At 59.3% G+C, this 26,699-nt stretch carries 24 protein-coding genes; 10 read left to right on the top strand and 14 right to left on the bottom strand.

What is annotated here, in order from left to right:
• Positions 1-41 precede the first annotated feature (41 nt).
• A complete protein-coding gene (locus C7455_RS18265; protein WP_109670704.1) occupies positions 42-1,241 on the bottom strand; it encodes a DUF932 domain-containing protein in 1,200 nt (399 codons plus the stop codon).
• Positions 1,242-1,529: 288 nt separating this feature from the next.
• Between C7455_RS18265 and C7455_RS19990 the strand changes: the two genes are divergently transcribed.
• Positions 1,530-2,681, top strand: coding sequence for a hypothetical protein (locus tag C7455_RS19990; protein ID WP_146200047.1), 1,152 nt, complete (start codon positions 1,530-1,532; stop codon positions 2,679-2,681).
• 168 nt (positions 2,682-2,849) lie between these two features.
• Here the strand turns inward: C7455_RS19990 and C7455_RS18260 are convergent, their stop codons facing one another.
• Positions 2,850-3,257, bottom strand: coding sequence for a single-stranded DNA-binding protein (locus C7455_RS18260; RefSeq protein ID WP_109670702.1), 408 nt, complete (start codon positions 3,255-3,257; stop codon positions 2,850-2,852).
• Positions 3,258-3,681: 424 nt separating this feature from the next.
• On the opposite strand from C7455_RS18260, the gene C7455_RS18255 reads away from it, so the two are divergent.
• Both C7455_RS18255 and C7455_RS18250 read left to right on the top strand, forming a co-directional pair.
• Positions 3,682-4,002 carry an H-NS histone family protein gene (locus tag C7455_RS18255; RefSeq protein WP_109670700.1) on the top strand — a complete coding sequence of 107 codons (321 nt, stop codon included), beginning with the start codon at positions 3,682-3,684 and terminating at the stop codon, positions 4,000-4,002.
• 477 nt (positions 4,003-4,479) lie between these two features.
• Positions 4,480-6,111: an AAA family ATPase gene (locus C7455_RS18250; protein WP_109670698.1), complete on the top strand. Its 1,632-nt coding sequence runs from the start codon at positions 4,480-4,482 to the stop codon at positions 6,109-6,111.
• Positions 6,112-6,427: 316 nt separating this feature from the next.
• On the opposite strand, the gene C7455_RS20250 is transcribed toward C7455_RS18250, so the two are convergent.
• The 6 genes from C7455_RS20250 to repA all read right to left on the bottom strand — a co-directional run bounded on the left by C7455_RS20250 (position 6,428) and on the right by repA (position 13,427).
• Positions 6,428-6,592 carry a hypothetical protein gene (locus C7455_RS20250; protein WP_170119138.1) on the bottom strand — a complete coding sequence of 55 codons (165 nt, stop codon included), beginning with the start codon at positions 6,590-6,592 and terminating at the stop codon, positions 6,428-6,430.
• Between the two features lie 387 nt (positions 6,593-6,979).
• The gene (locus C7455_RS18245; protein WP_109670696.1) at positions 6,980-7,453 is read right to left on the bottom strand and encodes a hypothetical protein; all 474 of its coding nucleotides are present in this window, start codon (positions 7,451-7,453) and stop codon (positions 6,980-6,982) included.
• A 99-nt stretch (positions 7,454-7,552) separates the two neighbouring features.
• The gene (locus tag C7455_RS18240) at positions 7,553-9,724 is read right to left on the bottom strand and encodes a ParB/RepB/Spo0J family partition protein (protein ID WP_109670694.1); all 2,172 of its coding nucleotides are present in this window, start codon (positions 9,722-9,724) and stop codon (positions 7,553-7,555) included.
• 169 nt (positions 9,725-9,893) lie between these two features.
• Complete coding sequence (gene repC, locus C7455_RS18235) at positions 9,894-11,105, bottom strand: plasmid replication protein RepC (RefSeq protein ID WP_109670692.1); 1,212 nt, start codon at positions 11,103-11,105, stop codon at positions 9,894-9,896.
• 212 nt (positions 11,106-11,317) lie between these two features.
• The gene (repB, locus tag C7455_RS18230; protein ID WP_109670690.1) at positions 11,318-12,250 is read right to left on the bottom strand and encodes a plasmid partitioning protein RepB; all 933 of its coding nucleotides are present in this window, start codon (positions 12,248-12,250) and stop codon (positions 11,318-11,320) included.
• Entirely contained in the window at positions 12,234-13,427 is a 1,194-nt protein-coding gene (gene repA, locus C7455_RS18225) for a plasmid partitioning protein RepA (protein WP_109670688.1), read from the bottom strand. Before repA ends, repB begins: the two co-directional genes overlap by 17 nt.
• Positions 13,428-13,636: 209 nt before the next feature.
• On the opposite strand from repA, the gene C7455_RS18220 reads away from it, so the two are divergent.
• A complete protein-coding gene (locus C7455_RS18220) occupies positions 13,637-13,864 on the top strand; it encodes an AbrB/MazE/SpoVT family DNA-binding domain-containing protein (RefSeq protein ID WP_109670686.1) in 228 nt (75 codons plus the stop codon).
• Positions 13,865-13,957: 93 nt separating this feature from the next.
• Here the strand turns inward: C7455_RS18220 and C7455_RS18215 are convergent, their stop codons facing one another.
• Together C7455_RS18215 and C7455_RS18210 are read right to left on the bottom strand one after the other, a co-directional pair.
• Complete coding sequence (locus tag C7455_RS18215; protein ID WP_109670684.1) at positions 13,958-15,121, bottom strand: ATP-binding protein; 1,164 nt, start codon at positions 15,119-15,121, stop codon at positions 13,958-13,960.
• A 47-nt stretch (positions 15,122-15,168) separates the two neighbouring features.
• Positions 15,169-16,053, bottom strand: a complete 885-nt coding sequence (locus tag C7455_RS18210) for a recombinase family protein (RefSeq protein WP_109670682.1) — start codon at positions 16,051-16,053, stop codon at positions 15,169-15,171.
• A 226-nt stretch (positions 16,054-16,279) separates the two neighbouring features.
• On the opposite strand from C7455_RS18210, the gene C7455_RS18205 reads away from it, so the two are divergent.
• The 3 genes from C7455_RS18205 to C7455_RS18195 all read left to right on the top strand — a co-directional run bounded on the left by C7455_RS18205 (position 16,280) and on the right by C7455_RS18195 (position 18,530).
• Positions 16,280-17,347 (top strand): hypothetical protein, encoded by a 1,068-nt coding sequence (locus C7455_RS18205; RefSeq protein ID WP_109670680.1) that lies wholly within the window; start codon positions 16,280-16,282, stop codon positions 17,345-17,347.
• Between the two features lie 152 nt (positions 17,348-17,499).
• Positions 17,500-17,964, top strand: coding sequence for a helix-turn-helix domain-containing protein (locus C7455_RS18200; RefSeq protein ID WP_109670678.1), 465 nt, complete (start codon positions 17,500-17,502; stop codon positions 17,962-17,964).
• Positions 17,961-18,530, top strand: coding sequence for a PIN domain-containing protein (locus C7455_RS18195; RefSeq protein WP_109670676.1), 570 nt, complete (start codon positions 17,961-17,963; stop codon positions 18,528-18,530). Before C7455_RS18200 ends, C7455_RS18195 begins: the two co-directional genes overlap by 4 nt.
• A 67-nt stretch (positions 18,531-18,597) precedes the next feature.
• Here the strand turns inward: C7455_RS18195 and C7455_RS18190 are convergent, their stop codons facing one another.
• Both C7455_RS18190 and C7455_RS20645 read right to left on the bottom strand, forming a co-directional pair.
• Positions 18,598-19,440, bottom strand: coding sequence for a hypothetical protein (locus tag C7455_RS18190; protein ID WP_109670675.1), 843 nt, complete (start codon positions 19,438-19,440; stop codon positions 18,598-18,600).
• 240 nt (positions 19,441-19,680) lie between these two features.
• Positions 19,681-20,073 (bottom strand): hypothetical protein, encoded by a 393-nt coding sequence (locus C7455_RS20645; protein ID WP_342767652.1) that lies wholly within the window; start codon positions 20,071-20,073, stop codon positions 19,681-19,683.
• Between the two features lie 671 nt (positions 20,074-20,744).
• Here C7455_RS20645 and C7455_RS18180 point away from each other — a divergent pair.
• The 3 genes from C7455_RS18180 to C7455_RS18170 are packed head-to-tail and all read left to right on the top strand — an operon-like array spanning position 20,745 to position 22,655.
• The gene (locus tag C7455_RS18180) at positions 20,745-21,041 is read left to right on the top strand and encodes a hypothetical protein (protein WP_146200046.1); all 297 of its coding nucleotides are present in this window, start codon (positions 20,745-20,747) and stop codon (positions 21,039-21,041) included.
• On the top strand, positions 21,004-21,567 hold the full coding sequence (locus tag C7455_RS18175) for an ImmA/IrrE family metallo-endopeptidase (protein WP_245904425.1): 564 nt from the start codon (positions 21,004-21,006) through the stop codon (positions 21,565-21,567). The genes C7455_RS18180 and C7455_RS18175 overlap by 38 nt, the downstream gene beginning before the upstream one ends.
• 11 nt (positions 21,568-21,578) lie before the next feature.
• Entirely contained in the window at positions 21,579-22,655 is a 1,077-nt protein-coding gene (locus tag C7455_RS18170; RefSeq protein ID WP_109670669.1) for a beta family protein, read from the top strand.
• A 50-nt stretch (positions 22,656-22,705) separates the two neighbouring features.
• Here the strand turns inward: C7455_RS18170 and C7455_RS18165 are convergent, their stop codons facing one another.
• Both C7455_RS18165 and C7455_RS18160 read right to left on the bottom strand, forming a co-directional pair.
• The gene (locus C7455_RS18165; RefSeq protein WP_109670668.1) at positions 22,706-25,339 is read right to left on the bottom strand and encodes an AAA family ATPase; all 2,634 of its coding nucleotides are present in this window, start codon (positions 25,337-25,339) and stop codon (positions 22,706-22,708) included.
• A gap of 237 nt (positions 25,340-25,576) precedes the next feature.
• Positions 25,577-26,674, bottom strand: a complete 1,098-nt coding sequence (locus C7455_RS18160) for a DUF4236 domain-containing protein (RefSeq protein WP_146200045.1) — start codon at positions 26,672-26,674, stop codon at positions 25,577-25,579.
• Positions 26,675-26,699 lie beyond the last annotated feature (25 nt).

Below are 26,699 nucleotides of genomic sequence, written 5' to 3'. Positions count from 1 at the left end.
GACCGCCGCGCGCGAGGGCGGTCGCGTTGTCGGGCCCGGCGTCAGCCGACCCGGTCGAGGAGCTTCTTGGCTCGCCCTTCCATGTCGAGGCGCGCATCCTGCTGGGTCTTGTCGCGCGCAAGCCGCGTGATGCCCTGCACGAAGTCGAAGATGCTCTCCGGCGGGTGGCCTTCTTCCATCAACACCTTCTCGATGATCTTGCCGGACTCGGCTTTCGAGAAGCCCCGCTTGCGCAGGAAGTCGTCCCGGTCCTCATCCGTCCGCGCCACGATCTGCTGCCGCGCCGCCTTGATGCCATTCACGAAGCCCTGCGGTGAGGAATTGGCGAACCGCGTCAGCGCCGGGGCCGCCTCATGGGCAAAGCGCGAGGCGGCATATTTCGAATGCCGGATCCGGATCTCCTGAAAATCCTCGACGCCCCACAGATTCCTGTTTTGACACACCGCCCGCAGGTAGAAGCTCGCCATGCCGAGGGTCTTGGCACCAACTTCGGAATTCCAGCAGTAAAAGCCCCGGAAGTAGAGATCGGGCGAGCCATCGGGCAGCTTGCCCGCCTCGATCGGGTTGCGATCATCGACCAGGAACAGGAAGACATCGCGGTCCGAGGCATAGAGCGTGGTCGTGTCGCGGCTGATCTCGACATCGGGGTTGTAGACCCCGGTCGACCAGTCGAGCACCCCCGGCACCTTCCAGCGCGTGTCGCCGGTGCCATTGCCCGCGATGCGCTGCACCGCCTCGACCAGTTCGAAATCGTGGATGCGGCCATAGTCGGGGCCGGTCACTGCGCGCAGTTCCGTGCGACCGTCCTCGGTCTCGAAGGTCTTCACCTGCTCAGCGCGATGATTGGTCAGGCCATACTGCAGATTGATCCCTGCCAGCGGCGCGGGCAACTGCCGCAGATAGGACGCCGGCGCGCCAACGATGCTGGCAAGCTGGCCGAAGGCCCAATGCGTGGGCGCAACCGGTTCATGTGCTTTCGGCAGCATCAGGTGCAACCGTTCGGGGTTGTCGCGCGCCGCCTCGACGCGGATGTCCGCCGTCTGCACCACGCGGCTGCGGCTGCGCTCGGAGCGGCCCTTCACATTGGCCCAGAGATCGTCGAGCGAAAGATACCGCTCGTCATCGGGCCGGTTGAACCATTCGGACGACACCCGCCCGTTCCGCTCACCCCGGCTCGCGTCCACTTTCCAGCCACCCGCCCGCGCCGGTGCGACCGGATCCAGAACTTCTACAACGCCCATCGGCTATCTCCCGCGACGGGCGCCGGGAGCCACTCTCCCAACCCTCAACCCGTCACCGGAAAAACGGCACTCCTCTCGCTCTCTGAGATAAAGCGGGCAGAGAGCTGACTTACCAGCGCACAGCGAAACCAACACAGCGATAAAATGCATGTGTCTCACACGATCGACCTAGTCCCGAACGGACTGTGGGCTCCCGACCCAATCCGCCCACCTCATGACACTTGCGTAAAGTCAGCGGCTTTTTGTTCAAAACCGCTTGAACAGGTCGTATCACAAGCTAAACTCCACGTGGAAGACCATGGCAACACTGGTCATAGAGCCACAAGGAAAGATTTCATAACAATGCTAATTAAAGGAATGGCTGCACTTTCAGTAACATTTAGTCTCTTCGCAATAGCAAACTGTGCCTATGCGCAAGAGCAAACTGTAGCGGAATTTGAAGGTGCTTGGGCTGCGGTTCATTCTCGCAGAGGAGAGCAGTTAGAAGTGAGTCTCGAAGTTGTGCGTGATGTTGGACGTATTTCGTTTAGAGCAAATAATTGGAATCCCGTTGGCAGTGGATTTTGTGAATACGTTTTCTCTGCGGAAGGCTTGAACGACATTGATATTTTTCTTCATAGAAACGCAATGACACCAGACTGGTGCCCCGAAAATCTCACAATGAACTTTGATCGCACTGGCCCTAATCAAGCTAACCTACTTATGAATGAAGACACTTTTTTAGAAAATTTTGACGTGTTTGCGCAGCTCCGGCCATTTCGGCCTCAAGATGCTATGCCCGAGATCGAAGGGTTAGATATTTTGGGATTAACATTAGGCGCTTCACAAACCGAAATCGAAGTGGCGTTAACCGATATGGGATTTGACGCCTTAATTGAAGCGACTAGAACGGTGGGCGCTCAAGACGGAAGTTGGACTCGCGAAAGTCGTTCGTACAATCGTGAGGGTGATACAATCATTGTGAGCTTTTCGTCAGTTTTTGCAGAGAATCCAGTAATACCAACCGCAGTAGCAATCAGTCGGGATGTTATCATTTCAGCGGGAGAAGCCATTACGGCTCAAACGATCATGCAATCGTTAGCGTCTAAGTACGGAGAGACGTCAGTATACGGAGACGTCCGGCAGTATGATCGTACAGGGCGGTTAGTTACCAGTCGCGCCCAACTGAACGATTTGTGCCCTGTTGGACCTCTCCAAGAAATTGAATTTCAATCAAATGTAGCGGTTAGCGCTGTCCGACTTACTTGCGGACCAGTAGTTTCATTTGGAGTTGCGACAGATTTCTCAACGGGACTTGCAACACGATTCAGTGTTTCGATGATACATCCTGACGAAGTCTGGGATGATTTTTGGCAGGTCTGGTCCGCATCGCAGTATACCCGCATCAGAGCGATATATGATGGCATTACAAGTGCGACTAGTGAAGCGCCTGAACTCTGACCATTGCCTTGGTTTTAGAATAGGCACAGCAAAGGGTTGCAAAGCACTCAGACCGTCGCGTGGCTGACAGGCGGCGTTAATTCGCTGAGTAACCCGACCGTTTGCTAAGGGCTGATAGCGACTGAGCCCGGCGAGATAACCCGCCGGGCCGGAGGACGAGCCCGTTCCTCAGAACGGGATCTCGTCGTCGCGGTCGACCAGCTCGGGGTTTTCGGTCTCGGCCGACTTCGGGCGGCTCAGGAATTCGACCTTCTCGGCGATGATCTCGCAACCGTAGCGGTCGTTCCCCATGCTGTCGATCCACTTGGTGTAGTGGATGCGGCCGTGGACGAGGACCTTCATGCCCTTTTCGCAATGCTCCGCGACCGTCTTGCCGAGACCATTGAAGCAGGTGATGCGGTGCCATTCCGTGTCCATGATCCGGTAGCCGTTCTCGTCGCGCAGGACGCGACCTTCCGAGAGGCGGGGGCGGGAGGTGGCGAGGCTGAAGTTGGTGATCTTGGTGCCCGCGCCTTTCGTGGTGCGGACTTCGGGGGTCTGACCGATGTTGCCGGCGAGGATGACGATGTTCTGCATGGTAAGCTCCTGTGTGTCCTGTCTTCGGGACCGTCCCTTCGACAAGACCCGGAAGAAGCCCGTCGGGTGACGCGTGCACGGTGGACGGAACGGACGCCGGAAACCCCCAGAAGACCGGGGTGGAGCGGGCAGCCTCGAAGGGGCAACACGGCCCGGACTGACGCGGGGTTGCGCGCAGGCAAGCGAACGGGATTAGGGGATTGTCAGTCGAAGGGATGGCCCAGACGACAGAGATGCGAAGGGAGCCCATGCCAGACCTTGTCACCCTGCTCATCGGGACAGCCTGACCCCCAGTTCAGGACCTCCCTGGAGACGAAACGGCGATCACCAGCATGTGCCATCCCTGCCCTTGCCTTCCGGGAGTTGCGGCACCCTGCCGCGACGGGCTATCGATACCGGGACATTCAGGACACGGACCGCATCAATGGCTGATTACGATCTCGAGGCACTGTCGCTCGGCGCGCTGAAGAAAATGCAGAAGGACGTCGCCAAGGCGATTTCCACATTTGAGGATCGGCAGAAGGCGGAAGCGCGCGCCAAGGTGGAAGCCCTCGCCCGGGACCTGGGCTACTCCCTGGCCGAACTTGTCGGCACCGAGAGGAAATCCTCCCGCGCGCCTGCAGCGGCGAAATACCGGCACCCTGAGAACCCAGCGCTCACCTGGTCCGGCCGGGGACGCAAACCGCAGTGGTTCGTGGACGCGCTGTCAGGGGGCAAGACCGCAGAGGACATGGCCATCGGTTGATGCCCGCGACTGCCATCCCTATTGTCATGTTTCAGCAAAGCGGCCGCTCAGGCGTGGCGCCGCGGCCGAGTGCCGTCGGTCTAAATGGGATGCAGATTTCGCGCTGAGATCCGGCACAAGACCGACGTGGAGGGCGGGGAGCCGACCTTCGCCGCAGGAGTGAGCCGTCCAAGCTGTCAGGTAGAGAAGCAGACATTCAGACCACGCCGAACTCGCGCTTGGCGCCGCAGCGCCGCAAGGCGGCTTCGAGCTGTATGCGGACCCTGAGACGCGTTCGGCGGAAGTGAATCGCTGCACGATCTGCATGTTCGCGGACGACCAGTAAGAGACGATCTCGTGCTGCCGGTTGACGCTGGATTGGTTCGTCGCGGCACTGGGATCGTCAAACAGCGGTGCGCCAAAAAAACCAAAAGCGCCCGTTGTGAAAGCTCCAAGCCCCCGATAGCATCGCCGGAGAATAGTAAATCGCAGAGCACTATGACCTTCAATCTTTCTATACCCACCCCGTGTGAAGCTCTCGCAGTAGAGTTCGACCCAGGCGAGACTGTCATATTCGTCGGCGCGAACGGTGGCGGAAAAACGCGTCTCACAGTTCATATCGAAAATAGCTTGGGCGAATCGGCGCACCGTGTATCTGCCCATCGTGCGCTTAGCATGAATCCCGAGGTTCAAAAAATTAGCGAGAGGCAAGCGCTCTCAGGGTTACGATACGGATACCCTGGGAACGCGTCTAAAAATGCTGCCCTGAACCACAGAAGTGGCAATAGATGGGGCAATAAACATGCGACCCATCTCCTGAATGATTTCGATTATCTCATTCAAGCGCTTTTTGCCGATCAATCCAACACCTCGTTGAAAGCCTATCATCGGCATAAGCCGGGCGCACCTCACAGCGAAGACAGCTTTGAGATCACCAAGTTCGACAAGCTTCTTGAAATCTGGAACCGGCTTCTTCCTCATCGTCAACTTCACATCTCGGGGGATAACATTACAGTTTCAGCCGGTGGCGTTGGCGAAACCTACCCTGCCTCAGAGATGAGTGATGGGGAGAGAGCGATCTTCTACATGATAGGGCAAGCACTGGTTGCAGCGGAAGGAACGGTCTTGATCGTCGATGAACCAGAGCTTCATGTTCATCGCTCGATCATGGCGAAGCTGTGGGACGAAATAGAAGCTACTCGAAGGGATTGCGGATTCATATATATTACTCACGACCTTGATTTTGCAGCAGCGCGATCCGCAAAAAAATACGTCATTCGAGATTTTTCACCTCGGCCCCACTGGGCGATTGAAGAGATTCCGGAGAACACCGGATTCCCAGAAGATCTGGTCACACTCATTCTGGGCAGCAGGCGCCCTATCCTTTTTGTCGAGGGCACGCATGATAGCCTTGACTACGCGATATACCGCGCATGCTATCCAGAATGGACAGTTGTTCCAAAGTCTTCTTGCTCCGAAGTCATCCATTCAGTGGTTTCAATGCGGGCGAATGCAAGTCTGACCCGGGTAACATGTTCTGGTATCGTGGACGGCGATGACTACAGCGATGAGGATGTAGCTTATTTCGAAGATTTGGGAATCAAGGTCATTCCGGTATCGGAGATCGAAAACCTTATAGCCCTTCCAGTCGTTTGCTCCGCGATTTCCGAATCTGATGGCTTCACTGGGACTGACTTACAAAAAAAGCTCGATGATGTCTCCAACGCGATATTCGGCCTACTCGACAGCGATGAAAAGATTGACAAGGTGGTCGCCCGTCATTGTCAAAGGCGTATTGATCGTATGCTGAAGCAGCTCGATTTCTCAGGCTCTACATCAAGTGAAGAGCTAATTCAGGATTACAATACCCGCACCGCAAATTTGGATGTTCCTGGGATCGTAGAAGCTCGGACACGAGAAATTAAGGCCGCTATAGAGCAGAAAGACTTGGCGACACTTCTGCGCTATTACGACAATAAAAAAGGAATCACCGCAACCTTGGCGTCAGTTTTGAAAGGGACCAGAAGGGAAAACTTTGAATCGTGGGTTATCAGAGTTCTTGCGGCAAATAGCTCAAGCGGCATAGCAAACGCGGTGAAGGGCGTTCTTCCAGTTATCGAGGCTCGGTAGCTCGAGTCCGTTCTCGTCCGCAGACCTGACCTTCGACGGCACCAGCAGGACGCATGCGCCGCGAAAGTCCGGTTCGACGGGCCGCGCCGCCGCATACCCCGTATCGCTTCAACGGCGGCTCAGGGCCGAACACGCCTATCATCTTGACCTTGTGGTGGTCGCATTGCGACTGGCGCATCCGCGGCCTCGGGCCGTCTGCCGATGCACCATCGACGGTCCGCTGTGCGGAGGCCTCGCGAGTGGCGCGCGCGAGGCAGCACTGCGGTAGGAGGCGCGTCTGCGCCTCCGCGTGAGCCTTTTGTGAAACCGTGGCGGGTTATCCCCACGGGTCGATCTCGGCTACGAGAGCGACCTCGTCTCCGTCGATTTCATCGGAGGGGACGGCGCCGAAGGATCCATCCCCTGCCTGGAAGACGACGATCGAGACCATGAGCGTGGCGGCGAGGGAGGCGGCGAAGGCGTGTGCATCTTTGCGGGACATCTGTTTGGCTCCTGTCTTGGAGGCGGGGGACCATCCCCCGCGCGACAGGACCCCGCAGGCCCGAGGACTGGCTGACATCACCGGGTGCGTTCGGCTCGTCCGAATCCACCCGGCGGCACGGGCTCGCCCGTAGTCCGACCCCTTGCGGGTTGATCTCGAAGACGGGATTCTGGGCAAGGAAGGGAATGGCGAGCGGGGGATGGTCCCCCAAGGTCAGGAGCCGGTTGTCCCGCTGATGCTTGGAACGCCGCCAGCCTCCCGGGCAGGCTCTTGGTTGATGACCTCCGTCTTGGGGGATGGATCCTTTGGCGCCCCGCGTCATTGCGGAACAAGGTTGTGATGGATGAGAGGCCCGCGCTTGGGCGGGCCCCTCGGTTTCAGTTGGGCTCAGGCTGCCAGGTCCGCGCCCCCTGCCCTCTCGCCGTCCTCAGTGCCGACGATCTCGAGCCGCGCGTTGCGATAGCCTTCCCGCGCGATCCACAGCTCGGCTGCTGTGATGGATTCCGCCAGATGCAGCAGCTCGGTGTTGCCACCGAAGTCCAGAAGCACGCGCACCTGCCCGGGCTTTGGTTCCTCCGCCACCTCGAAGACAAGGCGGCTGTCGGCCGAATGGCTGCGCATGATGGTGACGAGGATGACCCCGTCCGAGGAGAAGTTCCCTTCATGCAGCGTGAAGGAGGCCGGTGCTGTCCAGGTCGGATAGACTCGGGGCGGTTCCTTTTTAACGAGACGACCGAGACCGTTTGACCTTTCCCAGGCCGCCAGCTTTTTGGTGAAGCGCGCAGGCGGTTTTGGGCTGCCGTCGGTGTAACGAATGAGCGCGCCCAAGGGCGCTTGGTCGATTATCGTAATTGCAGACATGATTCCTCATCCCGAATGCGAGCATCCGCACTCATCATATTGATATTGCTGTATTTTGTTAGAGTGGAGGCGGGTTTCCCCGCCCCCGGACGGCTCAGATCACTCGGCGGCCATCATCGACGCGACATTGTCGGGCAGATCGGCCGTCAGGAAGGCCGGCAGATCGACGTCCTCGGGCTGAACCGCGTCCTCCCCCTGCCCTTCTCCGATCGCCTCGCCGTCGAACGTCACCAGATCGACCCGGCGCAGGACCTCGGGCAACCAGCCGCTGCCCTTGAGCAGCCGCTCGGCCTCGGTGGCCATTTCGCCCTTCTTCAGGTGGTCCAGAAGCTGAGCGGTCCCCTCCCCCTTCGCTTCGCGCACGGCATCGAGGATACGCGCCTTGGGCACGCGGTTGAGATAGCCGTCGACCGTCGGTTCCCAGCCTGCCTCGACCATGTCGAGATCGACCGTCCGGGCGACGAGATCGGCCTGCGCCATGCGCCGGGTCAACCCGCTGGCGGAGATGCCCGCACCATAGGGGTTCACCTTTTCATGGATCGCGTTGATCCCGAAGCTGAGGCAATGCGCCAGGAGTGCCAGTCGGCTGCCCTGGTCGAGCACTGTCAGATAGTCCCAGAGTGCGGCATCATCGCCGAGGGGCAGATCGGCCTCCCATGCCGCATGACGCTCATCGACCAGCTTGGCCACGACGCTGTCTTTCAGATCGGGTGCCTGCGCCGACATGTAGACATGACGCACCGAAGCCTCGAGACAGCTGCCCGTCGCAGAGGAGGTGCGGAAGGTATCCGTCACCAGCTTCAGGAGCAACAGCGTCAGCGCCACGTCGGGGGAGCGCCCGATGGCCTCGCGCAGCGCCAGCGTCCGGTGGGCGGTCAGTTCCATGACCAGCCGCTCGGGCAGCGGTTTCAGCGCGCCATCATCTTCTTCCTCGGACAGGTCAGCGCCGATCGGCTGACCACCTGAGGTGATGACCGCGCCGCCCACGGAGGTCGCCGACGGTTTCCAGCTGGAAAGACCGACATCACCCCCCTGCCCCATGGCATCCGCACCATCACCATCCTGGACCGCGGTCTCCTCGCGCCGCTCATCCTCGGTCCGGACATAGCCGCGATAGACAGCCAAGCTGCCATCCCGATCCAGCGTGACGAAGACGCCCGCGCGCGCGATCTCGGCCGGATCGTAGATCAGCGGCCGCTGTTCGAGCGCTTCCATCGCCATCTCGAGCTGCCCGAGCCGGGCATCGATCTCCTCGGGGTATTCGTCCTGACCAGAGTATTCCTCTTCCAGCGCCCGATACTCCGTGAGGAGCGTCGCGTGGGCCGCGCTTTCCTCGACGGTCATCGGCGCAGGATCACCGGCCAGACGCCGCAGGCCATGGCTGTAGCCATAGGGCAGGTCGGTCGCCACCTCGATCCACTTCCAACCCTCAGAAGCCAGTGCCTCGGCTTCGGCCTGAAGTTTCTCTGAGACCAACCGGTCGAGCAGGGCAGGGTCCTCGAGCCAGCCACCTTCATCGCCCTGGAAAAGATCGCGCAGGACGATACCGCCCGCGGCCTCATAGACATCGACACCGACGAAGACCGCACGACGATCCGAGGCCCGGACGGAGCTCTCGGTGAGCATCCGGCGAATGGCATAGGGCTCCTTGTTCCAGGAGTTCTTCACAGCATCCCAGACTTGCACCTGACGTGCGTGATCCGAGTTCACCGTGAAGGCCATCAGCTGTTCGAGCGTCATGCCATCCTCGGCATAGACCTCGAGCAGGGCAGGGGCCACGGAGGCGAGCTTCAGGCGCTGCTTCACGATCTGTGGGGTGACGAAGAACGCCGCCGCGATGGCTTCTTCGCCCTGACCCTTGTCGCGCAAGGCCACGAAGGCGCGGAACTGATCCAGTGGGTGCAGGGCAACGCGCTGCATGTTCTCTGCCAGCGAGTCATCCTCGGCGAGGATATCGGACGCGGCATCCCGCACGATGCAAGGGATAGGAGCGGTCTTGGCCAGCCGCTTCTGCTTCACCAGAAGTGACAGCGCCTGGAAGCGGCGACCACCGGCCGGGATCTCGAACGTGTCGGTCTCGACCCCATCCTCATCGAGCACAGGCCGGACGTTCAGGCTCTGCAGCAAGCCCCGCCGGGCGATGTCTTCGGCCAGTTCTTCGACCGAAACGCCGGCCTTGACGCGCCGGACGTTGGACTGGCTCAGCACGAGCTTGTTGAAAGGGATGTCCCGCGACGTGGACAGGACGACGTTCTGGGCAACTTTCGCCATCAGATCTTCTCCACGACGGGCGTCGGAAGCCACTCTCCCGATCTCACTTCCCGTCACCCCTCAAACCCCCAACCTTTCCCTCTCTCCGGCTGCTGACCCAGCGACGCGCGACTTTACAGCTGTTAAGTCGCGTCGACCTTGGTGATCGCTCCAAAAGACTTAACAGCTGTTATGCAGCAGTTCGCCGGGACATCAGAGCCATGACCATCGGACCGCAAGAGAACTCGCCCGCCGCCGCCTTCGATGTCAGCGCACGGAGGTAGCCACCGGGCGATCGGATGTCGGCAAAGCGTTCCAGCATGGCGACAACTACGATCGATGCCTGCTCGGGCCCCATGAACCGTTGCGCTTCTTCCCAAGCGGAAGCACTGATCCCCATGGCAGGCCGCACATGGCAGGCCGCATCGAAAAGCTGATGCCAGTGGCGGATATCGCCCTGGTAGAAGGTTTTGAGCGACGGGCAGCCGGCGATTACCAGATGGAGCGGGATCTTTGGCACGCGTCTTGTGTCCGCTTCTTCCACCTCAGCAACAGGCGCGTCAGCTTCAACGTCTGGCGCGCCGGTCGCCGCCCCGCCTTTTTCGAAGGCAGGTTCAAGATCTATAGATTCTTCATTTGAATTATGATGGTGACGCTCAAACTTGGCATCATTGGTGTTCATTTCTTCTGTTTCAGGACCATCAATAACGTTCCGTGCATGATCAAGAAGGGCTTCGAGGTCAGTTCGGTATGCCGAGAGCTCCTCGAGCGTGAGCTTGCGGCGCAGGGCGCGCGCTGTAAGGACAGCCTTGTCGCGTAGTTGGTCCCAGAGGCCAAAGCCTGGCTGGATCTCCTCTCCAAACTCCGCAAGGGCAGCGAGATCGCGCCGCATGAGGCTCACGACCTCCCGCAGTCGCCGCACACGGTCTTCGGCCTCACGCACGGCCTCTGCGGCCCGTGCCACCTCTTCGGACCGGCAGTAGAGTGGCGAGAGATCGAAGCCGAAGGCCACGCGTTCTTCGCCATGCTTGCGGACATACCTCTTCCCGTTGGGACTATCGCGGCGCATGAGCAAGCCAGCGTCCACCAGACGGGCAATGTGCCTACGCATCGTGGAGCAGGCCATGCCGTTCAGCCGCTCGCAGATCGCCTTGTTGGACGGGAAGACGACCATTTCTGCGTTCCCGCCGAGCGCATCATCAGGAAAGAAGCTGAGAAGCCCCTGCAGAACGGTCAGATCGCGCTCGGAAATCCCAAAGTCGGCCTGCGCCTTGGACAGCTCGCGAAGGAGCTCCCACTTGTTGACGGGCTTGCCCGGAACGGAAGCCTCCGGTCGCTCGACCACGCGCAGATGGGCGTGCGAAATCGGCCGCATAAACGGCGAAATCGGTGTGTACTCCATGATGTCATTCACGAAGGCAAAATTTCCCTGGCCCGCGAATCGCTTTGCGCTTGCGGGAAAGGGGCCAGATCGCTACATTCAGAAGTGCGAAAACTGAGTTTTGTAGCGGGCTGGTCCCGTACGAAACCTAAGAAAGGTCTCGTGAAGCTTGCTTCTCGGGGCCTTTTTCTTTTCTGCCTGTCTCGTGCCTCCTTTTTAGTTGTTGCTCTTCCTCAGTCTTCCTTGCGCTTCCAGCGCTCGTGAAGCTCAGCAATCAGCTGCGGGGCCTTGCCCTCAAGCCAGCTGACAAAATCTCTGTCCTCGGCCTTCAGCTCGAGCTTGAACTGTCGGCCGCGGCGCCCTGTCGCGATGGTTGCAGCCCCGACACCCGGAATGGCCACACTGGGCGCCCCTCGGGGACCTGATGGACGGGTCGGCCGCTCTGCCTGCACCACTGCGGCGAGGACGGCAAGGAACGCGGCGTCTGACTTTTCGTCAGGTCCACCGGAGTGAGAGGACCTCGTCTCTGCCGCTACTGCAGCGAGGTTCTCGCGGTCCACAGATGCATCGCTCAGTGACTTCTTGAGCTCCTCCCAACGAGGCCGGCCGATACCTGGCGCAGCACCGATCGCAAGTACGAGGCTCTCACCAACTGCGCGAACGACACTTAACAGCTGCGACACACCGGCTTCTGTGAGCCCCAGAACCTCTGCCACACCCTTGTTGGTACGTTCCGCCTCTCCAAGATGATCACCATTGAGCAAGGCCGCCGCGACCAAGGCACGTTCTATGAAGCTCAGGTCACGTCGTTCTTGGTTCTCGAGCAGCTGATCCCGAAGCGCCTGATCCCCGTCCATGTCAGTTACGATCGCACGGACCTTGATCCCGAGATCCCGGCAAGCTTCAAGCCGACGCCGCCCGTAGATCAGGCTGTAGCGATCGCCTTCGAGAGGTCGCACGAGGATCGGCACCCGTTGGCCGCTTCTGGAGATCGATGCCTTCAGCCCAGCAATCTCGATTTGCAGACGGTCATCCAGCCTGCCCACGGTCTCGACATGGTCAGGCTCGATCTCGAACACGCCACCCCGCAGCCTGCGCCCCTCAAGAGCGTCGGGGGCATTGCGCAATGTCTGCAAGGGCAGTCCCAGTTTAGGCTTTCTTGCCATCGCGTCCCCACGTGCTCTGGATGATCGCGGCGATTTCGTCGTTGACGGCATTCATGGACTCGATGGCGCGGTCGAAGGTCTGGCGCGTAAAGTCCTTCTTGTCTGCCTCATACAAGGTCTGCTTGGTCAGCCCGGCATCCGATATCGCCGTCGACTCGACCATGTGATTGGTCAGCACCGAACGCCCGAAGAGCCCGCGGATGAAGGCGATCACCTCGGTCTGTGGAGCGTCGCCCACTTTGTAGCGGGTCGGCAGGAAACGCAGCCAGTCGAACCGAAGGTTAGCGCCTGCGTCACGGATCACACCTAGCAGGTCTGCCGTCATCCGCAGGAACTGCGACATCGACATGAGGTCGAGCATCTGTGGGTGGACAGTAACCAGGACACCCGAGGACGCGGAGAGGGCAGACATGGTGAGGAAGCCCAGTTGCGGAGGGCAGTCTATCACGACGACATCATAGTCGCTTTCGACGCTGTCGAGGGCATCACGGACCCTCGCGAAGAAAGCGCGTGCGCCGCCGCGCTGAATCGCGGCCGGGGTCTCATGCTCGAACTCCATAAGCTCGAGATTTCCCGGAATAAGGTCCAGGCCGCGGATGTAGGTCTTTCTGATGACCTCGGAAACCGGGACAGGGTCGTCATAACGGACCGCGTCGTACAGCGTCCCGCCTTCCATGAGGTCCAGTTCAGGCTGGATCCCATGCAAGGCGGACAACGACGCCTGCGGATCCAGATCAATGGCCAGCACCCGATAACCCTTGAACGCGAGTCTCTGAGCAAGGTGCGCTGATGTGGTGGTCTTGCCGGAGCCACCCTTGAAATTCACAACGGAAATGACCTGCAGCTCGTCCCCTTTGCGCCGACCCGGCACGTAGGTTCCCGGCTTTTTGGCATTGGCCTCAAGGCTTTGCCTGATCTCCCAGACATCGTCGAGGGTGTAGCGGCGATGGCTACCGGCCGTCGTCTCGACGTCCGTGATCTTGCCTTCCCGATGAAGTTTGCGAAGGTAGGTGTGATCGACACCAATCAGCTCGGCCGCTTCACCACTCGTCAGGCTGCGCATCACCTTCTTCGCGTCGGGAGGGAAGTGGGCTGCGCGTTGTGCATGCAGGTTCGAAGCCAGGAGTTCGGCGTAGTGGCCAATGGCGACGTCTAGGTCTTTGTCTATCTCGGTCATGCCCTGCTCGATCCGTGGGCGCGGTTTTTATGTGACCGCGCGTTATTTTTCGAGACTATTGCCCGACCGACCAGATTCGCGCAAGCCTTTTCCACATCTAGTGTCCGAGCGTACAGTAAGCACAAGCACAGTGGGCCTCGCTGGCCAAGCTTTCTCTGGCGATCATGGGTATGTAGCTTTCTCGGCGTTAGTGGTCGCAGGAGGTCAGGATGAAAGTCGTGAGATGGGGCAACTCCCTGGCGGTGCGCCTGCCTGTAAAGCTGGTCAGAGAGCTCGGGCTGGTGGAAGGTGACCGGATCGACTTGATCCGTGAGCATGATGTTCTGCGGGTTCATCGCTTTCCGCGCACCCACGAGGTGCTGGACAGTTTGCGAAAGTTCCGCGGCCGACTTCCCGCCAGCCAGCGCCTTGGCCGCGATGATGCTCAACGCCGGTAAGGGCCACTGTCTGAAAGGGGAGGGTGGGTTTGTCCTTGGCTAAGTGAGACGCGGCGCAGCGTCGTGACGGGTCTTCGACGCACGTTGAGAACCCTACAGATTGCGCAACTGTTCCACGGCGGTGGCCAAAGGCATTGCTCTCAGCCCGTCACCTGCCGGCACCTCCCGTTCACTGGCATAAACCAAGATCTTCCGGTCGGCCTTGATGTCATCGACCGACAGATGGAAACCACGCGACACCTTGGGTGTTGTCGTGCGCTTGATCTCAATCGCCCAGATCGCATTCCCGGGAAGCCGCAGAACAAGGTCAAGCTCGGCCCCCGCTGCAGTCCGGTAGAAGAAGTGTTCGGTCCCTACTGGCGCGGCGGCGATCAGGGTTTCGATGGAGAACCCTTCCCAGCTTCCACCGACCACCGGGTGCCCCAGCACGCTTTCCAGCGAACCGAGGCCAAGCAAGGCATGGACGAGGCCGCTATCCCTGACAAAGACCTTTGGCGACTTGACGACGCGCTTGCCCGCATTCTCATGCCAAGGCTGCAGGCGCCGGACCAACATAAGATCGACGAGCAGATCAAGGTATCGCCCCACCGTCTGGCCTGAGACGCCCAGACCCTCTGCAAGCGAGCTCGCATTCAGCAGTCCACCCTGCGCATGCGCCAGCATCGTCCAGAAGCGGCGCAGCGTCGCAGCCGGGATGCGCGGCCCAAGGGCAGGGATATCGCGTTCGAGGTAGGTGCGCAGGAAATCCTCGCGCCAGGCCAGGCTGTTCTGGTCACTATCTGCTTGGAAGCTGTCAGGGAAACCGCCTCTCAGCCACAGGTCGTTCATTCTGTCCTCGCCGACTTCGTCCAGCAGGAGTGGCGGCATTTCGATATAACGAACACGCCCGGCAAGGGACTCGGCCGATTGGTGCAGAAGCACATTCGATGCAGACCCAAGCAGGAGGAACTGCCCTGTGCGGGCCCCCTTGCGGCGTCGCATGTCGATCTGTCCGCGGAGGGTCTTGAACAGGTCCGGCATCTGCTGGACTTCATCAAGGATGACGAGTTTGCCGACCTGTTCATCCAGATACAGATCGGGCTCTGTCAGGACCCGTCGATCTGCGTCGCGTTCCAGATCAAGGTACACGGATGGGCGTTGTCCAGCTATCTCGAGCGCGAGGGTGGTCTTGCCAACCTGCCGAGGCCCCAAGAGGACAACAGCCGCTTGAGCGTCGAGGGCGGATTGGACTGTCTGAGTAGCATGGCGATGATACATACCTTGCAATTACTCCACGTCATGGAAGATTTGCAAGGTTATTGTGCTCAACCCAGCAAGCCAAGCCTCTCCGCCCGCTCCAGCAGCATCTTCACCGAGGAGGGTTGCCAGCTTGTCCGCCCACGGGGCGTGCGCTCGCGCATCGCTTCCAGCCGGGTGCAGATCGCCTGAAGCGTGATGTCGGGGTCCGCGCCCTTGATGGCGGCGACGATGGCGGGCAGGCGGTCGTCGGTTTCGCGGCGGCCGGCGCGGTCCAGTACCGTCGGCGGTAGGAAGCCGTCCCGGACATAGGCGTTGACCGCGCGCAAAAGGCGGCTTTGCGTCCATTGGCGCTCGCGGGGCAGGGGGCCGTTGACGATGCGCACTACGTCTTCCCAGGCCAAGTCCGGGCGCAGGCGACGGACATGGGGAACCCAGTCCTGCGCCGTCTCGTTCAGGCGTTCCATGTAGCCATCCTGCCGCGCCAGCCGCACCTTGCGCAGCGCCGCCGGATCTCGCGCGCGCAGGCCCGGATTGCCGCCAACCCGACCTTTGGTCCGTGCGCTGGCCAGCCCGGCCTTGGTGCGTTCGCGGATCAGGGCGCGCTCGAACTCGGCGGCTGCGCCCAGGACCTGGAGGGTGAACTTGCCCTGCGGGGAGGACGTGTCGATCGGGTCCATCAGTGAGCGGAAGAAGGCGCCTTTCGCCTCCAGTCGCTCGATCACTTCCAGCAAATGCGAAAGCGACCGCGCCAGACGGTCGATGCGCACCACCACCAGCGTGTCGCCCTTACCGATCCGCTCGAGTACGCGGGCCAGCACGGGCCGCGCGCGGTTTCCGCCCGAGGCTTGTTCCTCGTGGATCTCGACGCAGCCCGCAGATTTCAGGGCCTGTGACTGGGGCAGGGGGGTCTGATCCTCGGTCGAGACGCGCGCGTAGCCGATCAGGGGCATCAAAACAGGCCGTTTGCAGTTTCATATACCGTCAATAAACGACCGTTTGTAAACGGATGCAAGGGCGCTTTCTGTGGCCCCGCTCAACGGAAAGCCCTTGGCTTCTATACAGTGAGCGCGATCAGAGAGCCCTCGCCGACCATCGCCTGCGCGTGCTATATAATGAATGTGAGCGCACTTCGACAAAACCCTTGGGTAAAGTGCAAAAATCAGATATTTTGCACATATGAAGCCACAAGACCCTTTCTTTCATGGTGAATCTGATGCTCTCTTTCTCGACGCTGAGGAGGTGGAACAGCCGTCTGAGGACGATCTTTGGTTCCTGCCCGGTCCCATGGAAGAGGAGCCGGATTATTTGCCCCCCGGACCACGGGCCGAACCGCGCGAAGCCGAGGTTCTCGACGATTGGCGGAAAGCAGAGGCGGGCCATGCCGCGCGTCTTGCCCGTGTGGCCGGTCGCCTCGGCGCACTGGATGAGCGGCTGAAGCGCGGCCCGGAAGGATGGCGGCACAGGCTTGCCCTGATCGAGGCTGCCGACCTCAGCTGGTTCGCGGGCGACCGCATCGGCCCGGATCGGCTGGGGCTCTGGATCTCCATGCGCCTGTCGGGGGTGCAGGACGACACCGCCGCGCTAGCGCGTGTCGGTTGGGCGGTGCGGCGGCTGACAGGTGGTCCGGGACCGGAGGTGGACCTTTCCGCCTTCCTTGACCGCCGCGACCCCGAGAACCTCGCCGATGAGGCAGAACCGTTTGCATATCGCGCAGGCGGTTGGCTGGACCTGACGGCGCAAGCCTCCGAGTTGCACCCGATCACCTGTGCTTGCATGGGCTTTCACCTCTGGAGCCTCGCGGGACTCGGGCAGCACGGCGACCGGATGGAGGCGGCGGTTACGGCCGCGCGGATCGCGGCAAGTGAGGGCAAGGGCGCAGTCTTCGCACCTCTAGCCATGGGCGGGGCAGGGGGGCTGCGCGCCGGTGGTCCACCCGCTGAACGTCTAGCCCGCTGGCTCGACGGAATGGAGACGGCGTGTCTGACCGCGATGCGGTACCTCGACGATATCGAGGCATGGTCAGTGCGGGCGGAAGCCGAGATGACCTCACTTTCGGGAAAGACTCCTCGCGCCTTGCGCGCCGTGTTGACCGAATGGCCCCTTGTGTCCGCCCCGATGGCCGAAGCTCTGATCGGCGCCAGTCGCGCCGCCGTCCAGCGCAACCTCGCCTGGATGGAAGCGCGTGGTCTGATCCGTGAAGTGACCGGGCAAGGACGCTATCGGATGTGGCGGATTACGAACTGAAGACTGCGCCAGGCTTCACTGTTCACGTTGGTAGCAAAGGCGCCAAAGCCCTCATGCAGCAGAGCATCCTGAGAAGTGCTGTGCACTTAATGCATTTGTTGCACTTATTTCCTATATGGTGGTAGACTGTACAAAACGCAGAGGAGACCACCATGAACATGTTGGCACACCGGCATCTTCCACCGACTCCGCAGGACGCGGCAATCGCGCGCGTCTCCGGACAGGCCCTGTCGCGCTTTGCGGCGACCCGAAGACCCTTGAAGCTTCGCGTTACTGACGCAGAGCAGATGGAACCGATTGAACTTCCCGCAGGCGCTGTTGCGCTGCTCATGGAAATCCTCGAGGCGATGGCAGCGGGGCGCGGGGTCACCATCATCCCCGAGAACGCCGAACTCTCGACCGTGCAGGCGGCAGAGGTATTGAATGTATCGCGGCCGTTCCTGATCAAACTGCTCGAGGATGGCAGTATCCCGCATCGGAAGGTCGGCAAGCATCGCCGCGTCCGCATGGAAGACGTCATGTCGTACAAGGCAGCCATCGACAACGAGCGCGAAGCCGTCCTTGATCAACTTGCCGCCGACGCACAGGACCAGGACATGGGCTATGGCTCGAAATGAGCCAGTACACGGTCCTTTTCGACGCGAATGTCCTCTACCCTGCGCCCATGCGGGACGCGCTGATGCAATTGGCTGTCACGGATCTTTTCAAGGCGAAGTGGACGGCTGACATCCATCGGGAATGGATCAACGCCCTTCTGCGCAATGAACCTCATCGGGAGCGGGCGGCGCTGGAGCGAACCCGCGACTTGATGGACATGGCCACACGCGACTGCCTGGTCACCGGCTATGAGGCCTTGGTGCCGGCCCTCATATTGCCGGATCCCGACGACCGGCACGTTCTGGCGGCCGCTATCGTCGGGCGCTGTGACGCCATCGTCACTCAGAACCTGAAGGACTTCCCACCAGAGGCACTTGCACCATTCGGCATCGAAACTCAGCACCCCGACGACTTTTTCCGGAACCAGCTTTCTCTCGCGCCCGGTTTGGTCTGCTCCGCGCTACGCAAAGTTCGCGCCCGCCTCAAAAACCCGCCCAAGAGTGTTGACGAATATCTGTCGATCCTGACGCAACAAGGGCTGGTCGCAACGGTTGCTGACCTGGAGCAGTTTGCCGATCTGCTCTGATTGGCGTCATCGCGGGTCTTGGCGTGCTCAACTCGTTTTGGCATTGCAGGTGCCAACCTCTCCATTGTCACCGCGCAATCTCCCCAGCCAATACAGCTCGACCATGCACAGCCAGCATGGCCGTGAACCGCTGGCATCCAAACTGGCGGATGACCTCGAGAACCCGCGCCTCATAAGCGGCCATACCGATCTTGCTGCACAGGTCCGAAGCATGAAACTGGCGGTTTGAACTCGGTGCAGCCTTGATCTGATCGTGCAGTTCGCGCTCTTTTGGATCAGGCGTGCGCTGTGGCGTTGGCGCTTCTTTCGGCTGAGCTGCCGTGCCCGGCGCGGTGCGCCACCTGCGCATGAATCCGAGCAAGAAACCCGCCGGAACCTTCTCGTTGCCGCGCGCGCGGTTGAACGCAAGGAAGCGATCCCAGATCACTTGCGTGTCGACATTCCAGCATGGAAGCACGGTCTTCGCAGCCTTGATCAAGTCGGCCCAGCAAGTCTGGAACACGTTCGAAACTGCATTAATGTTGATATGTCCGGAGAATACAGTTTTGTTATAATCTTTTCTAGATAGTGATGTGTCGTCTCTACCTGACGCGACATCTTCGATCTCGTCTGCTTCATCAAAGGCTGTGAAGCGAAAGAGCCAGGGTGCATACTTGCCATTTGGCTTTTGGCGGGTGAGTTGCAGTTGGGAAGCTTCGAGTTCAGTCAAGAGCACGGTCAGATACTGGCGCGAAACGCCCATTTTTTCTGCGAGCGCAGATAGGGTGAACGCGGCCGTCCCGCGTGACAGGCCGTTGTAGCCTTCCTTCCAGGCGATGCCATCGAGGATGATCGTTGCCAACTTATGGGCGGATACAGAAAGCTCTGTCTGTGTGATCCGTCGCAAGATCAGGCCGGTTGTGGGTTCCATGGTCGGTGTCTCCTGAGAGAGCCGAGGCCATGCCGTGAGGTAACAACATTTTTGCCAGCAAAACAACTTTGCTGGTTGCAGAGGTTCGGACAGTGCGCTAGGAAAACCTTGTTCACGGGTTTTTTCTAGCGCGGCGTCAGGTTTCACGGTCTGGCGTCGTTTCCCTTTTTCGGGTCGGTGCACAATCTGTGGTGCAGGGTTTATCGGATGCGGGCCGGCGCTACGCCGCCCCGCGCAGGGTCAGTAGCGGACCTCTTCGAAGCCGTAGTTTCCCTCGTGGTCTCGCCAGTCCACGAAGACGGAGCGGTAGCTGATCGATCTGCAGTGAACGGGCTCGGGAAGTTGCGATGCTGGAGGGACATCGGCTACGCTCGACCGTGTCCAACGATAGTCGCCTTGCACTCCATATGAACCGAGGCGGGTGCTGTCGTAACGGTTGCAATCCCCATCCCGGTTTTCGCGCTGGCTGAACTGGATGTGATAGACGCGAATGCTGCGAACGAAGTCGAAGGCATCGCCTGAGATGTCGATGTCAGCATGCTCTTCTGCCTGCACCGGCAAAAAGAGCGGCGGGTCTTGCGGCACGCTGATCTGAGGCTCAGTTCGGAAAGCGATGTCGTAGAGCCGTTCCATCGGCGAAAACGGGGCAGGGGCGCCGAACGACACTCCCATCGGGCATCGCCAGATCTGTAGGGGCGGCTCGATCGGCCACGGTGTAATCCGCCGAATGAAGACGGCCCGCGCATGGGCGCAAGGCGCCGATGCGGGCCAGCCTCCGGCCAGGCAGAGCAAGATGGCGCAGTCAACCTGGTAGGCTTGCGCCTGCTCGACTGAGCCGACGAGGCTCGATACGGTGATAGCAGCGGCGGCTGCCGCGCTTCGGACCCTGTGCTTCATGACGCCGACTCCCACTATAATGGTGCTGCGATACAAAACAACACGAACGATAGCAAGGCGATTTCATCGTTACGTTATGGGGCCGGCAGATTTGACCTGTTCCGAAGCAAAGCGACGAGGTTCCAGACGTGTTCGGTTCAGACCGGACATTAGTGGGTGGCGTTGTTAAGGTCGGATCAGACTAAATCGACCGAACTCTAGCCAAATCAGCTTGAAGCTGTCACACTCAAGAATATTTCGCTTGACAGGAACAAATTAAGAACACTACGGGGCGCAATGTTTGAACACGTAAAAGCGAAACTATGAGGGCGGTAAGTTATGTGGCCTGCATCATCGGGGGTGCGGTTCTCTGCTACCTCCTTTTGTCGCTTGGTGTCGTTGACGTAGTCGACGGAGTGCCGGGCACGATGCAAGAACCCGCAATCGCACTGCCCACATATCTCGGATTTATATCTGCGATGATGACAGCGGTAACGGCCGTGTTGGCTGCGGTCGCTATCGGAATTGGCGTTGTTGCCTTCTTCACTTTTGGCGGGATCAAGAACGAAGCTCAAAAGGTCGCCAGTGAGAGGGTGAACGAGCTAGTCAACGAGAAACTGTCGGACGAAGCGATTAAGGCACGCATTGACGAAATCGCATTTGGACAAGGACCGCGTGGTGAACTGGATGAAGACTTTGATCCAGACGACACGGGCAACCGCTAGGGAGGGAGAAACCATGACTTCACGTGAGTACAAGCGAATTGAAGGGCCGGCCAAGGAAATCCTTGACCGGTATCTTACCGAATATCCGGTAAAGCTGGGGCAACTTGCAAAAGACCTGGGCGTTTCCATCAAGGTGTCCAGCATGGGCACTGGCATTTCTGGTCAGATCATGAAGGAGGACGATCACTACACCATTCGTGTGAACCGGCATGAGGCGCGTGAGCGCCAAAGGTTCACTATCGCGCATGAGCTTTCCCATTTCTTCCTGCACAAGGCTGTCATTGACAGCTCGCCGGAAGGGATCAAGGACAACGTCCTATATCGCTCTGGGGAGCCTGAGCGTATTGAGTATGAAGCCAATCGTCTGGCAGCTGACATTGTTATGCCCATGCCGCTTGTCGAACAAGTACTGCGCGACGAGTTCAACGGCGTAGTCACAGAGGCTACGATAGAAAGCCTTGCAGCGCGGTTCCAAGTATCCAAGGCTGCAATGGAAATCCGTTTGTCGACTTTCGCAGAAGCATAAGTGAGTGAACCATGGTCCTAGAGAACAAGAGCTACGTTCCAACTTTGGCTATCCGCGCCAGCGAAATGAACGGGCTTGAGTTCTTGCCAGGGGCTACGAAAGACAGGATGTCGCCCTGTATCCTGCTCGCCCCTTGGGCCAACTCCCTCACCTTGGAACGGGCGATTGACCGTGTTGAGCGGGCATTCCCTAATCGCAACTATTTCCTAGATATTGACCGCGACTACCAGTTCACGAACCTTGAAAGCGGGCCGCAGCAGGAACTGGCGCGGTTGATGGAGCCGGACAACGCCTACGCGAACTGGGTCGAATTCGTGGGGCGGCATGAACGCATATGGCCCTGTATTCAGTCCAGAGGACAGGGTGAAGCAGACCTCAGACGACAAATCGAGGCTATCCAGGAGCTGGGCCGTCCGTATTGCATGAGAATCGTGCGGGATCGGTTTCCGAGCAACATTCAAGAAATCGTTGCGGCCTTCGCCGCTGGCGGCGCTGCCGACTTCGCGATCATCTTAGAAGGAGGCTGGACTCGGGACCCATTGACTCTTTCGGTGTGGTTCGAGGGCGTTATTGCCGAAAGCCTGCAAGAGATTGATGCGGCTGTACCTGTGGTACTTTCGTGTACTTCCATTCCGAAGATGTTCTCTGCATTTAGCGGCATCACGTCGGTTCCATTCAGCAACCGCCAGCTAATCGACCAAATCTCGCGCAGGTCCAACCGTGCGCGTATAATCTATGGTGACTGGGGGAGCACCCGCCCGCGCGAAGAGGGTGGTTTTGCAAGCCGCCCATTGGACCGCATCGATTACCCAACGGACGGCGCTTGGTACATCGTCCGGAACAAGGATGAAGAGTGGGACTTTGAAGCGGCCGCTCAAGAACTGATCGAGAATAGTGACGTCTGGGTCGGTGACCTTAATGTCTGGGGTGAAGAGATGATCTACCAGACCACCATCAACGAAGAAATTGGCATCGATACGCCACAGAAAAACGTGGCAGCGCGGGTGAACATCCACCTTCATCGACAGGCATTCCATGGGACCGGTAACATTGGCGGAATGAACCTTGATGAAGATTGGGAAGACTAGGAATTCCGCTCCACTGGAAGTTTCCCGGCTCTCCTTATGAGGTCATGGTTTCAAGAGACCCCGTTCATCTTAATCCGTAAAGCTTCCGACCAGACTTTCAGCGCCTGAATATCGGCCATGATCTCTACCGGCTCTGGCGGCTCCGGATCATGCCCGCGGGAGGGATCGTGCGCGTCAACGAAGTCACAGCATTTCTTGAACCCGATTTGGAAGCCATGCACATCGGCATCTTCCAGAGCTGTCACGCGTTTCAGGTTCTTGGTGTCGATATAGTCACGGTGACGCATCACGACATTGGCAAACACGATGTCCTCCAGCGCACGTTCCCAAGTCGCCCGCAGGCGACTGTAAAGCGATGACACTTCCGTTTTGTAGCCTTCGTCATCATGCGCCTCGAACAAGCGCTTGGCGGCGCGCGCCTCCTTTTCGAGCTTGTCGATCCGGTCGCGAATGCTCGATGCTGTCCATGGCAAGTCCTTGTTGACGATGCCGACGACATCCTGTCCCCGCGTGAGATGTGCAAGCGCTATCGGCGTATTTCGCTTCGAGGCCAATTGTGCCAGATCGTTGACGAAAATCATGTCATGCGTGAACACGATGACCTGCCGCTCACCGGCTTCCTTGGCCAGGCGCTTGGCGACTTTAGAGCGCCAGCGATGATCCAGTGACGAAACCGGATCGTCGAACACCAGCGCCGACGTATGTGACGCGTTGGCTAGTTCGGTAAGGTACGAGGCCAGCGCGACACAGGTCTGCTCGCCCTCGCTCAGCACATCATGCACCTTGGCTTTTGGGTTCGCGTAGAGCTTCACCTCGTATTGGGGGGAACCAAACTTGCCCCCCGAACGCACGACCTCGACCCGCACGCGATTACCGGCCAGCGCGACAATCTCTTGTTGAAACCGGTCGCGCATGCGCGGCGTGATCAGGGTATCGGCAATCTCGTTTCCGAGCCGCGTGATCGCCGTGGTGGCGGTATCGCGCAAGCAGTTTTCAGTGCGCTTTAGCTCTGCGAGCCGCGCGATCTCTGTTTTCACGATATCCAGCAGCTCGCGACTTTGTTTCCGATCCTGCAAATCGGCCTGTTCGTTGAGCACGGCTTCCCGCGCTTCGCCGCCGGATGCGTCATCGAGAGAAACCGCATAGGCGCGTGTCTGCGCGGCTTCGGTGTTTACGGCCTCCGCGCCAGATTCAGGCAAAGCCAGTGGGTTCGGAACATCTTCGCCGGAGAGCTGCACAAGCGTCTGGACCTGCACACGCCGCGCAAGCGCGATAAATCTCAGAACTTTTCTTGCGAGCGTGAAGTTACCGGCCTTCAAGTGCCGATAGGCCGCAGAGACCTTGTTGATGTGGACGGCGACACCGCGGAATTTTTTCTCCGCTTCCTTGAAGGTGCGCTCGGCCTCGGCCGCTTTGGTTTCCGTGTCCTTCTTGATGAAGTCCTCAAAGCCAAGCATCCGCGCGGCGGTGGGCTCGTCGATCTCCTGATGGCACAGAACGCAGATATCTCCTGGCGATGGTGGAAACACCGCCCCAGCTTCCTTCGCCACTTGCGAATATGATCTGGCGGATTCCCAGAGAGTCCGCCACACTGTTTCACCAACGCCCTCAAGCGCTAATCCGGAAAACGCATCATGCGCGGCCGTGTTCGCGGCCGTGCGCATATCATCAGCTCTCTTCTTCGTAGTATAAAGTGCCTGAATGGCCTCGTCATTCAGCGCCTGCTCAATTCGCTTCAAATAGGATGCCAGTTGATCAAGCTGGGTCGCGTAGTCACGCTGCGCTTTTGCCGCGACGGCGGGGTCTTGGGCGAGATCAGCTTGCAGCTTGGTCAGGCGCGCTTCGTCCGCATCCGAAAAGGGTGTCCTGGGCGTTATGGCCGCGATATCAGTATCATGCTGAAGCGAAGACAGGGCTTTGCCGAGCGCCGAGCGGCTAGACCAGGTCGGGTTGGCAAAAACGGAGTTGCGCTTTTGCTCCAATGTTTCTTTCTCGCTTGTCAGGCGCGTTTTGATTTCCTGACAGACACCGGCGAGGTCATCCGGAATATCAAGACCGAAGGGACGAAACCAAACCTCGTTTTTCTTCTGAACGTGTACCGAAGCCGCGTCACGGTCAAAGACCGTGATCGCGGAAAGCGTCTCGGCGGACCCGCCGTCATCTTCCCACGCGACGGTTTCTGATGCGCCGCCGGTACGGGTAATTTTCAGATCGGCCTTTGCTGTTCGCGTCGGGGAAGAGCTGTAAACATCGGGCATGATTTCGCCGGCATGCCGTGAGCGGCAAGCCTTCTTGAGAATCCGCGTATAGCCGGATTTTCCGGTACCGTTCTGCCCGTAAACTATGGTCAGACCCGACTCCTCAAAATTCAGGGTCTGGCCGGTGGCGAGCTGGTTTACACCGGAAACATTTGTGATGCTGGACAATGAAATCGACTCGCCAGCGCCAGGATCAACCGGCAGATGGTCCTTCGAAAGTGGCTCCGCCACCAGCGTCACCGTAGCATCGCCATGCTCTAGCTTGCAGAGCGCCAGTAACTCCTCGAAAGCCTCTTCATCCGGATAACCGTTCAGAACAATGCGGCGCAGCGCATCGCGTTGCCATAATGGACGGTTCTCCGACCAAACTAATAGACGTTTGGGGACAGTGTCATCGCCTTTGCCTATGATCGCGCTGTCCGACATCACCACATTAATCTTTCTAGCAAAATGCAATCTTCAACATCAAAGGGCTCCAAAGCTGGGTCAATAGCGAAAGCTCATCTCTTTTTTAGCAGTTAGAATTGCCAAAGAAGCTTAAGGCCATTGTATGTCGATATATCCACGATGCGAATGCCAGCTTGCGCTGGTAGGCGCTTGATAGCTTTCAAGTCCGGCGAATGTAGGCAATCCGCCCTTCGCAACACTGTTCCACCTACGGCTTCAGCGCAACCCCAGCCTTTCTGCCAATCCTTCAAATCCTGGCGCATCGGCATACAGTTTCTCGAACTCGCGCCGTGCCTGCGCCTTGCGTCCTACCTCTTCATAAAGCAACGCGCGATCATACCGGATCTGCTGAAGCAGGCGCTTTGGGCGGCCCTTGCGGCGGCGGCCCGCGCGGGTCAGCACCTCGATGGCAGCATCGGGCAACCCTTTGGCAGCAAGCGCGCGGGCCCGGTAAAGCAGAATGCCTGTGTCAATTGGCGTGTGGTTCTGCGTGCCCGCGCTCAGGGCGACGACACGCCGCGTAAGGTCGCATTCGCCGGACATGTCAGATGCAACCTGCACGAAAGACAGAAGCACTACCGGATCATCGGGCGCGATCTCGAGCAGCTGGTCGAGGTGCATCATGGCATCCGAGCTATCCTCGCTTGCTTCGCAAATTTCTACTAGGGCGAGGCGCGTGCCACGCTCTGTGGGCGAAACATGGGCGAAGACATCCTTGGCGATTGGCAGATCGATTAGAGGAGCGAGGTCGTATTTCGAAAAATGCACGCCTAGCTCATCGCCTGCTGCCAGTGCCGTTTCGAGATGCAGCCTTGCTTGGGCGAACGCCCCACGCTTGAGCCGGATCATTCCGGCCATCCATGTTGCATCAGCGAGGCTATCGGCCGTTTCTAATTGCGAAAGCGCCTCGTCCTCTTCGCTTTCATGCAGCGCGCGCAGCCCATCCACGAACGCCTTTTCCTCGGGGGGTGTCACAAGACGGCGGAAGAACCCGAGAGTCAGCTTGTCGCGCGCCGCAGTGTGTGGTCTGGCCGCGCCCTTGCTGTCATGGACCGTGTAGAAGAGCCCAGTTCCCGGCAACCCGAGTGTCGTGCGATTACCTCGGGGGCTGACGGTGTACTTCGCGCCGCGAGGACCAAAGGATAACGACGCAGTCGATTTTGAGAGGTTGAGCGTCACCCCAGGCGCGAGGCGGACACGTTGCCAGAAGCGCAGCGACACGAGGCAAATCCTTTTCATCAGAGCGGAGTGTTCAGAACCGAATTCAAACGCATGGTCGTTGCCTTTACAACCGTCGATCAGGTGCCCAGGCAATTCGCGCCAACGTTCAATTAGCTAG

It is taken from the genome of Roseicyclus mahoneyensis (genome assembly GCF_003148775.1).
Classification (GTDB): Bacteria; Pseudomonadota; Alphaproteobacteria; order Rhodobacterales; family Rhodobacteraceae; genus Roseicyclus; species Roseicyclus mahoneyensis.
Note: the sequence above shows the minus strand (reverse complement) of the source record. Positions and strands in the feature narration are given on the sequence as shown.

What these genes read in the sequence shown, in the direction of transcription:
- C7455_RS18260 (WP_109670702.1), bottom strand. Translation starts at nt 3,257, where the DNA reads ATGCAGAACATCGTCATCCTCGCCGGCAACATCGGTCAGACCCCCGAA.
- C7455_RS18190 (WP_109670675.1), bottom strand. Translation starts at nt 19,440, where the DNA reads ATGGAACCCACAACCGGCCTGATCTTGCGACGGATCACACAGACAGAG.
- C7455_RS18165 (WP_109670668.1), bottom strand. Translation starts at nt 25,339, where the DNA reads ATGTCGGACAGCGCGATCATAGGCAAAGGCGATGACACTGTCCCCAAA.
- C7455_RS20250 (WP_170119138.1), bottom strand. Translation starts at nt 6,592, where the DNA reads ATGTCCCGCAAAGATGCACACGCCTTCGCCGCCTCCCTCGCCGCCACG.
- C7455_RS18175 (WP_245904425.1), top strand. Translation starts at nt 21,004, where the DNA reads ATGAAGACTTTGATCCAGACGACACGGGCAACCGCTAGGGAGGGAGAA.
- C7455_RS18240 (WP_109670694.1), bottom strand. Translation starts at nt 9,724, where the DNA reads ATGGCGAAAGTTGCCCAGAACGTCGTCCTGTCCACGTCGCGGGACATC.
- C7455_RS20645 (WP_342767652.1), bottom strand. Translation starts at nt 20,073, where the DNA reads ATGGAACGGCTCTACGACATCGCTTTCCGAACTGAGCCTCAGATCAGC.
- C7455_RS18170 (WP_109670669.1), top strand. Translation starts at nt 21,579, where the DNA reads ATGGTCCTAGAGAACAAGAGCTACGTTCCAACTTTGGCTATCCGCGCC.
- C7455_RS18205 (WP_109670680.1), top strand. Translation starts at nt 16,280, where the DNA reads ATGAAGCCACAAGACCCTTTCTTTCATGGTGAATCTGATGCTCTCTTT.
- C7455_RS18265 (WP_109670704.1), bottom strand. Translation starts at nt 1,241, where the DNA reads ATGGGCGTTGTAGAAGTTCTGGATCCGGTCGCACCGGCGCGGGCGGGT.
- C7455_RS18180 (WP_146200046.1), top strand. Translation starts at nt 20,745, where the DNA reads ATGCAAGAACCCGCAATCGCACTGCCCACATATCTCGGATTTATATCT.
- C7455_RS18255 (WP_109670700.1), top strand. Translation starts at nt 3,682, where the DNA reads ATGGCTGATTACGATCTCGAGGCACTGTCGCTCGGCGCGCTGAAGAAA.
- C7455_RS18210 (WP_109670682.1), bottom strand. Translation starts at nt 16,053, where the DNA reads ATGCCCCTGATCGGCTACGCGCGCGTCTCGACCGAGGATCAGACCCCC.
- C7455_RS18250 (WP_109670698.1), top strand. Translation starts at nt 4,480, where the DNA reads ATGACCTTCAATCTTTCTATACCCACCCCGTGTGAAGCTCTCGCAGTA.
- C7455_RS18215 (WP_109670684.1), bottom strand. Translation starts at nt 15,121, where the DNA reads ATGTATCATCGCCATGCTACTCAGACAGTCCAATCCGCCCTCGACGCT.
- repA (WP_109670688.1), bottom strand. Translation starts at nt 13,427, where the DNA reads ATGACCGAGATAGACAAAGACCTAGACGTCGCCATTGGCCACTACGCC.
- repB (WP_109670690.1), bottom strand. Translation starts at nt 12,250, where the DNA reads ATGGCAAGAAAGCCTAAACTGGGACTGCCCTTGCAGACATTGCGCAAT.
- C7455_RS18245 (WP_109670696.1), bottom strand. Translation starts at nt 7,453, where the DNA reads ATGTCTGCAATTACGATAATCGACCAAGCGCCCTTGGGCGCGCTCATT.
- C7455_RS18195 (WP_109670676.1), top strand. Translation starts at nt 17,961, where the DNA reads ATGAGCCAGTACACGGTCCTTTTCGACGCGAATGTCCTCTACCCTGCG.
- C7455_RS18220 (WP_109670686.1), top strand. Translation starts at nt 13,637, where the DNA reads ATGAAAGTCGTGAGATGGGGCAACTCCCTGGCGGTGCGCCTGCCTGTA.
- repC (WP_109670692.1), bottom strand. Translation starts at nt 11,105, where the DNA reads ATGGAGTACACACCGATTTCGCCGTTTATGCGGCCGATTTCGCACGCC.
- C7455_RS18200 (WP_109670678.1), top strand. Translation starts at nt 17,500, where the DNA reads ATGAACATGTTGGCACACCGGCATCTTCCACCGACTCCGCAGGACGCG.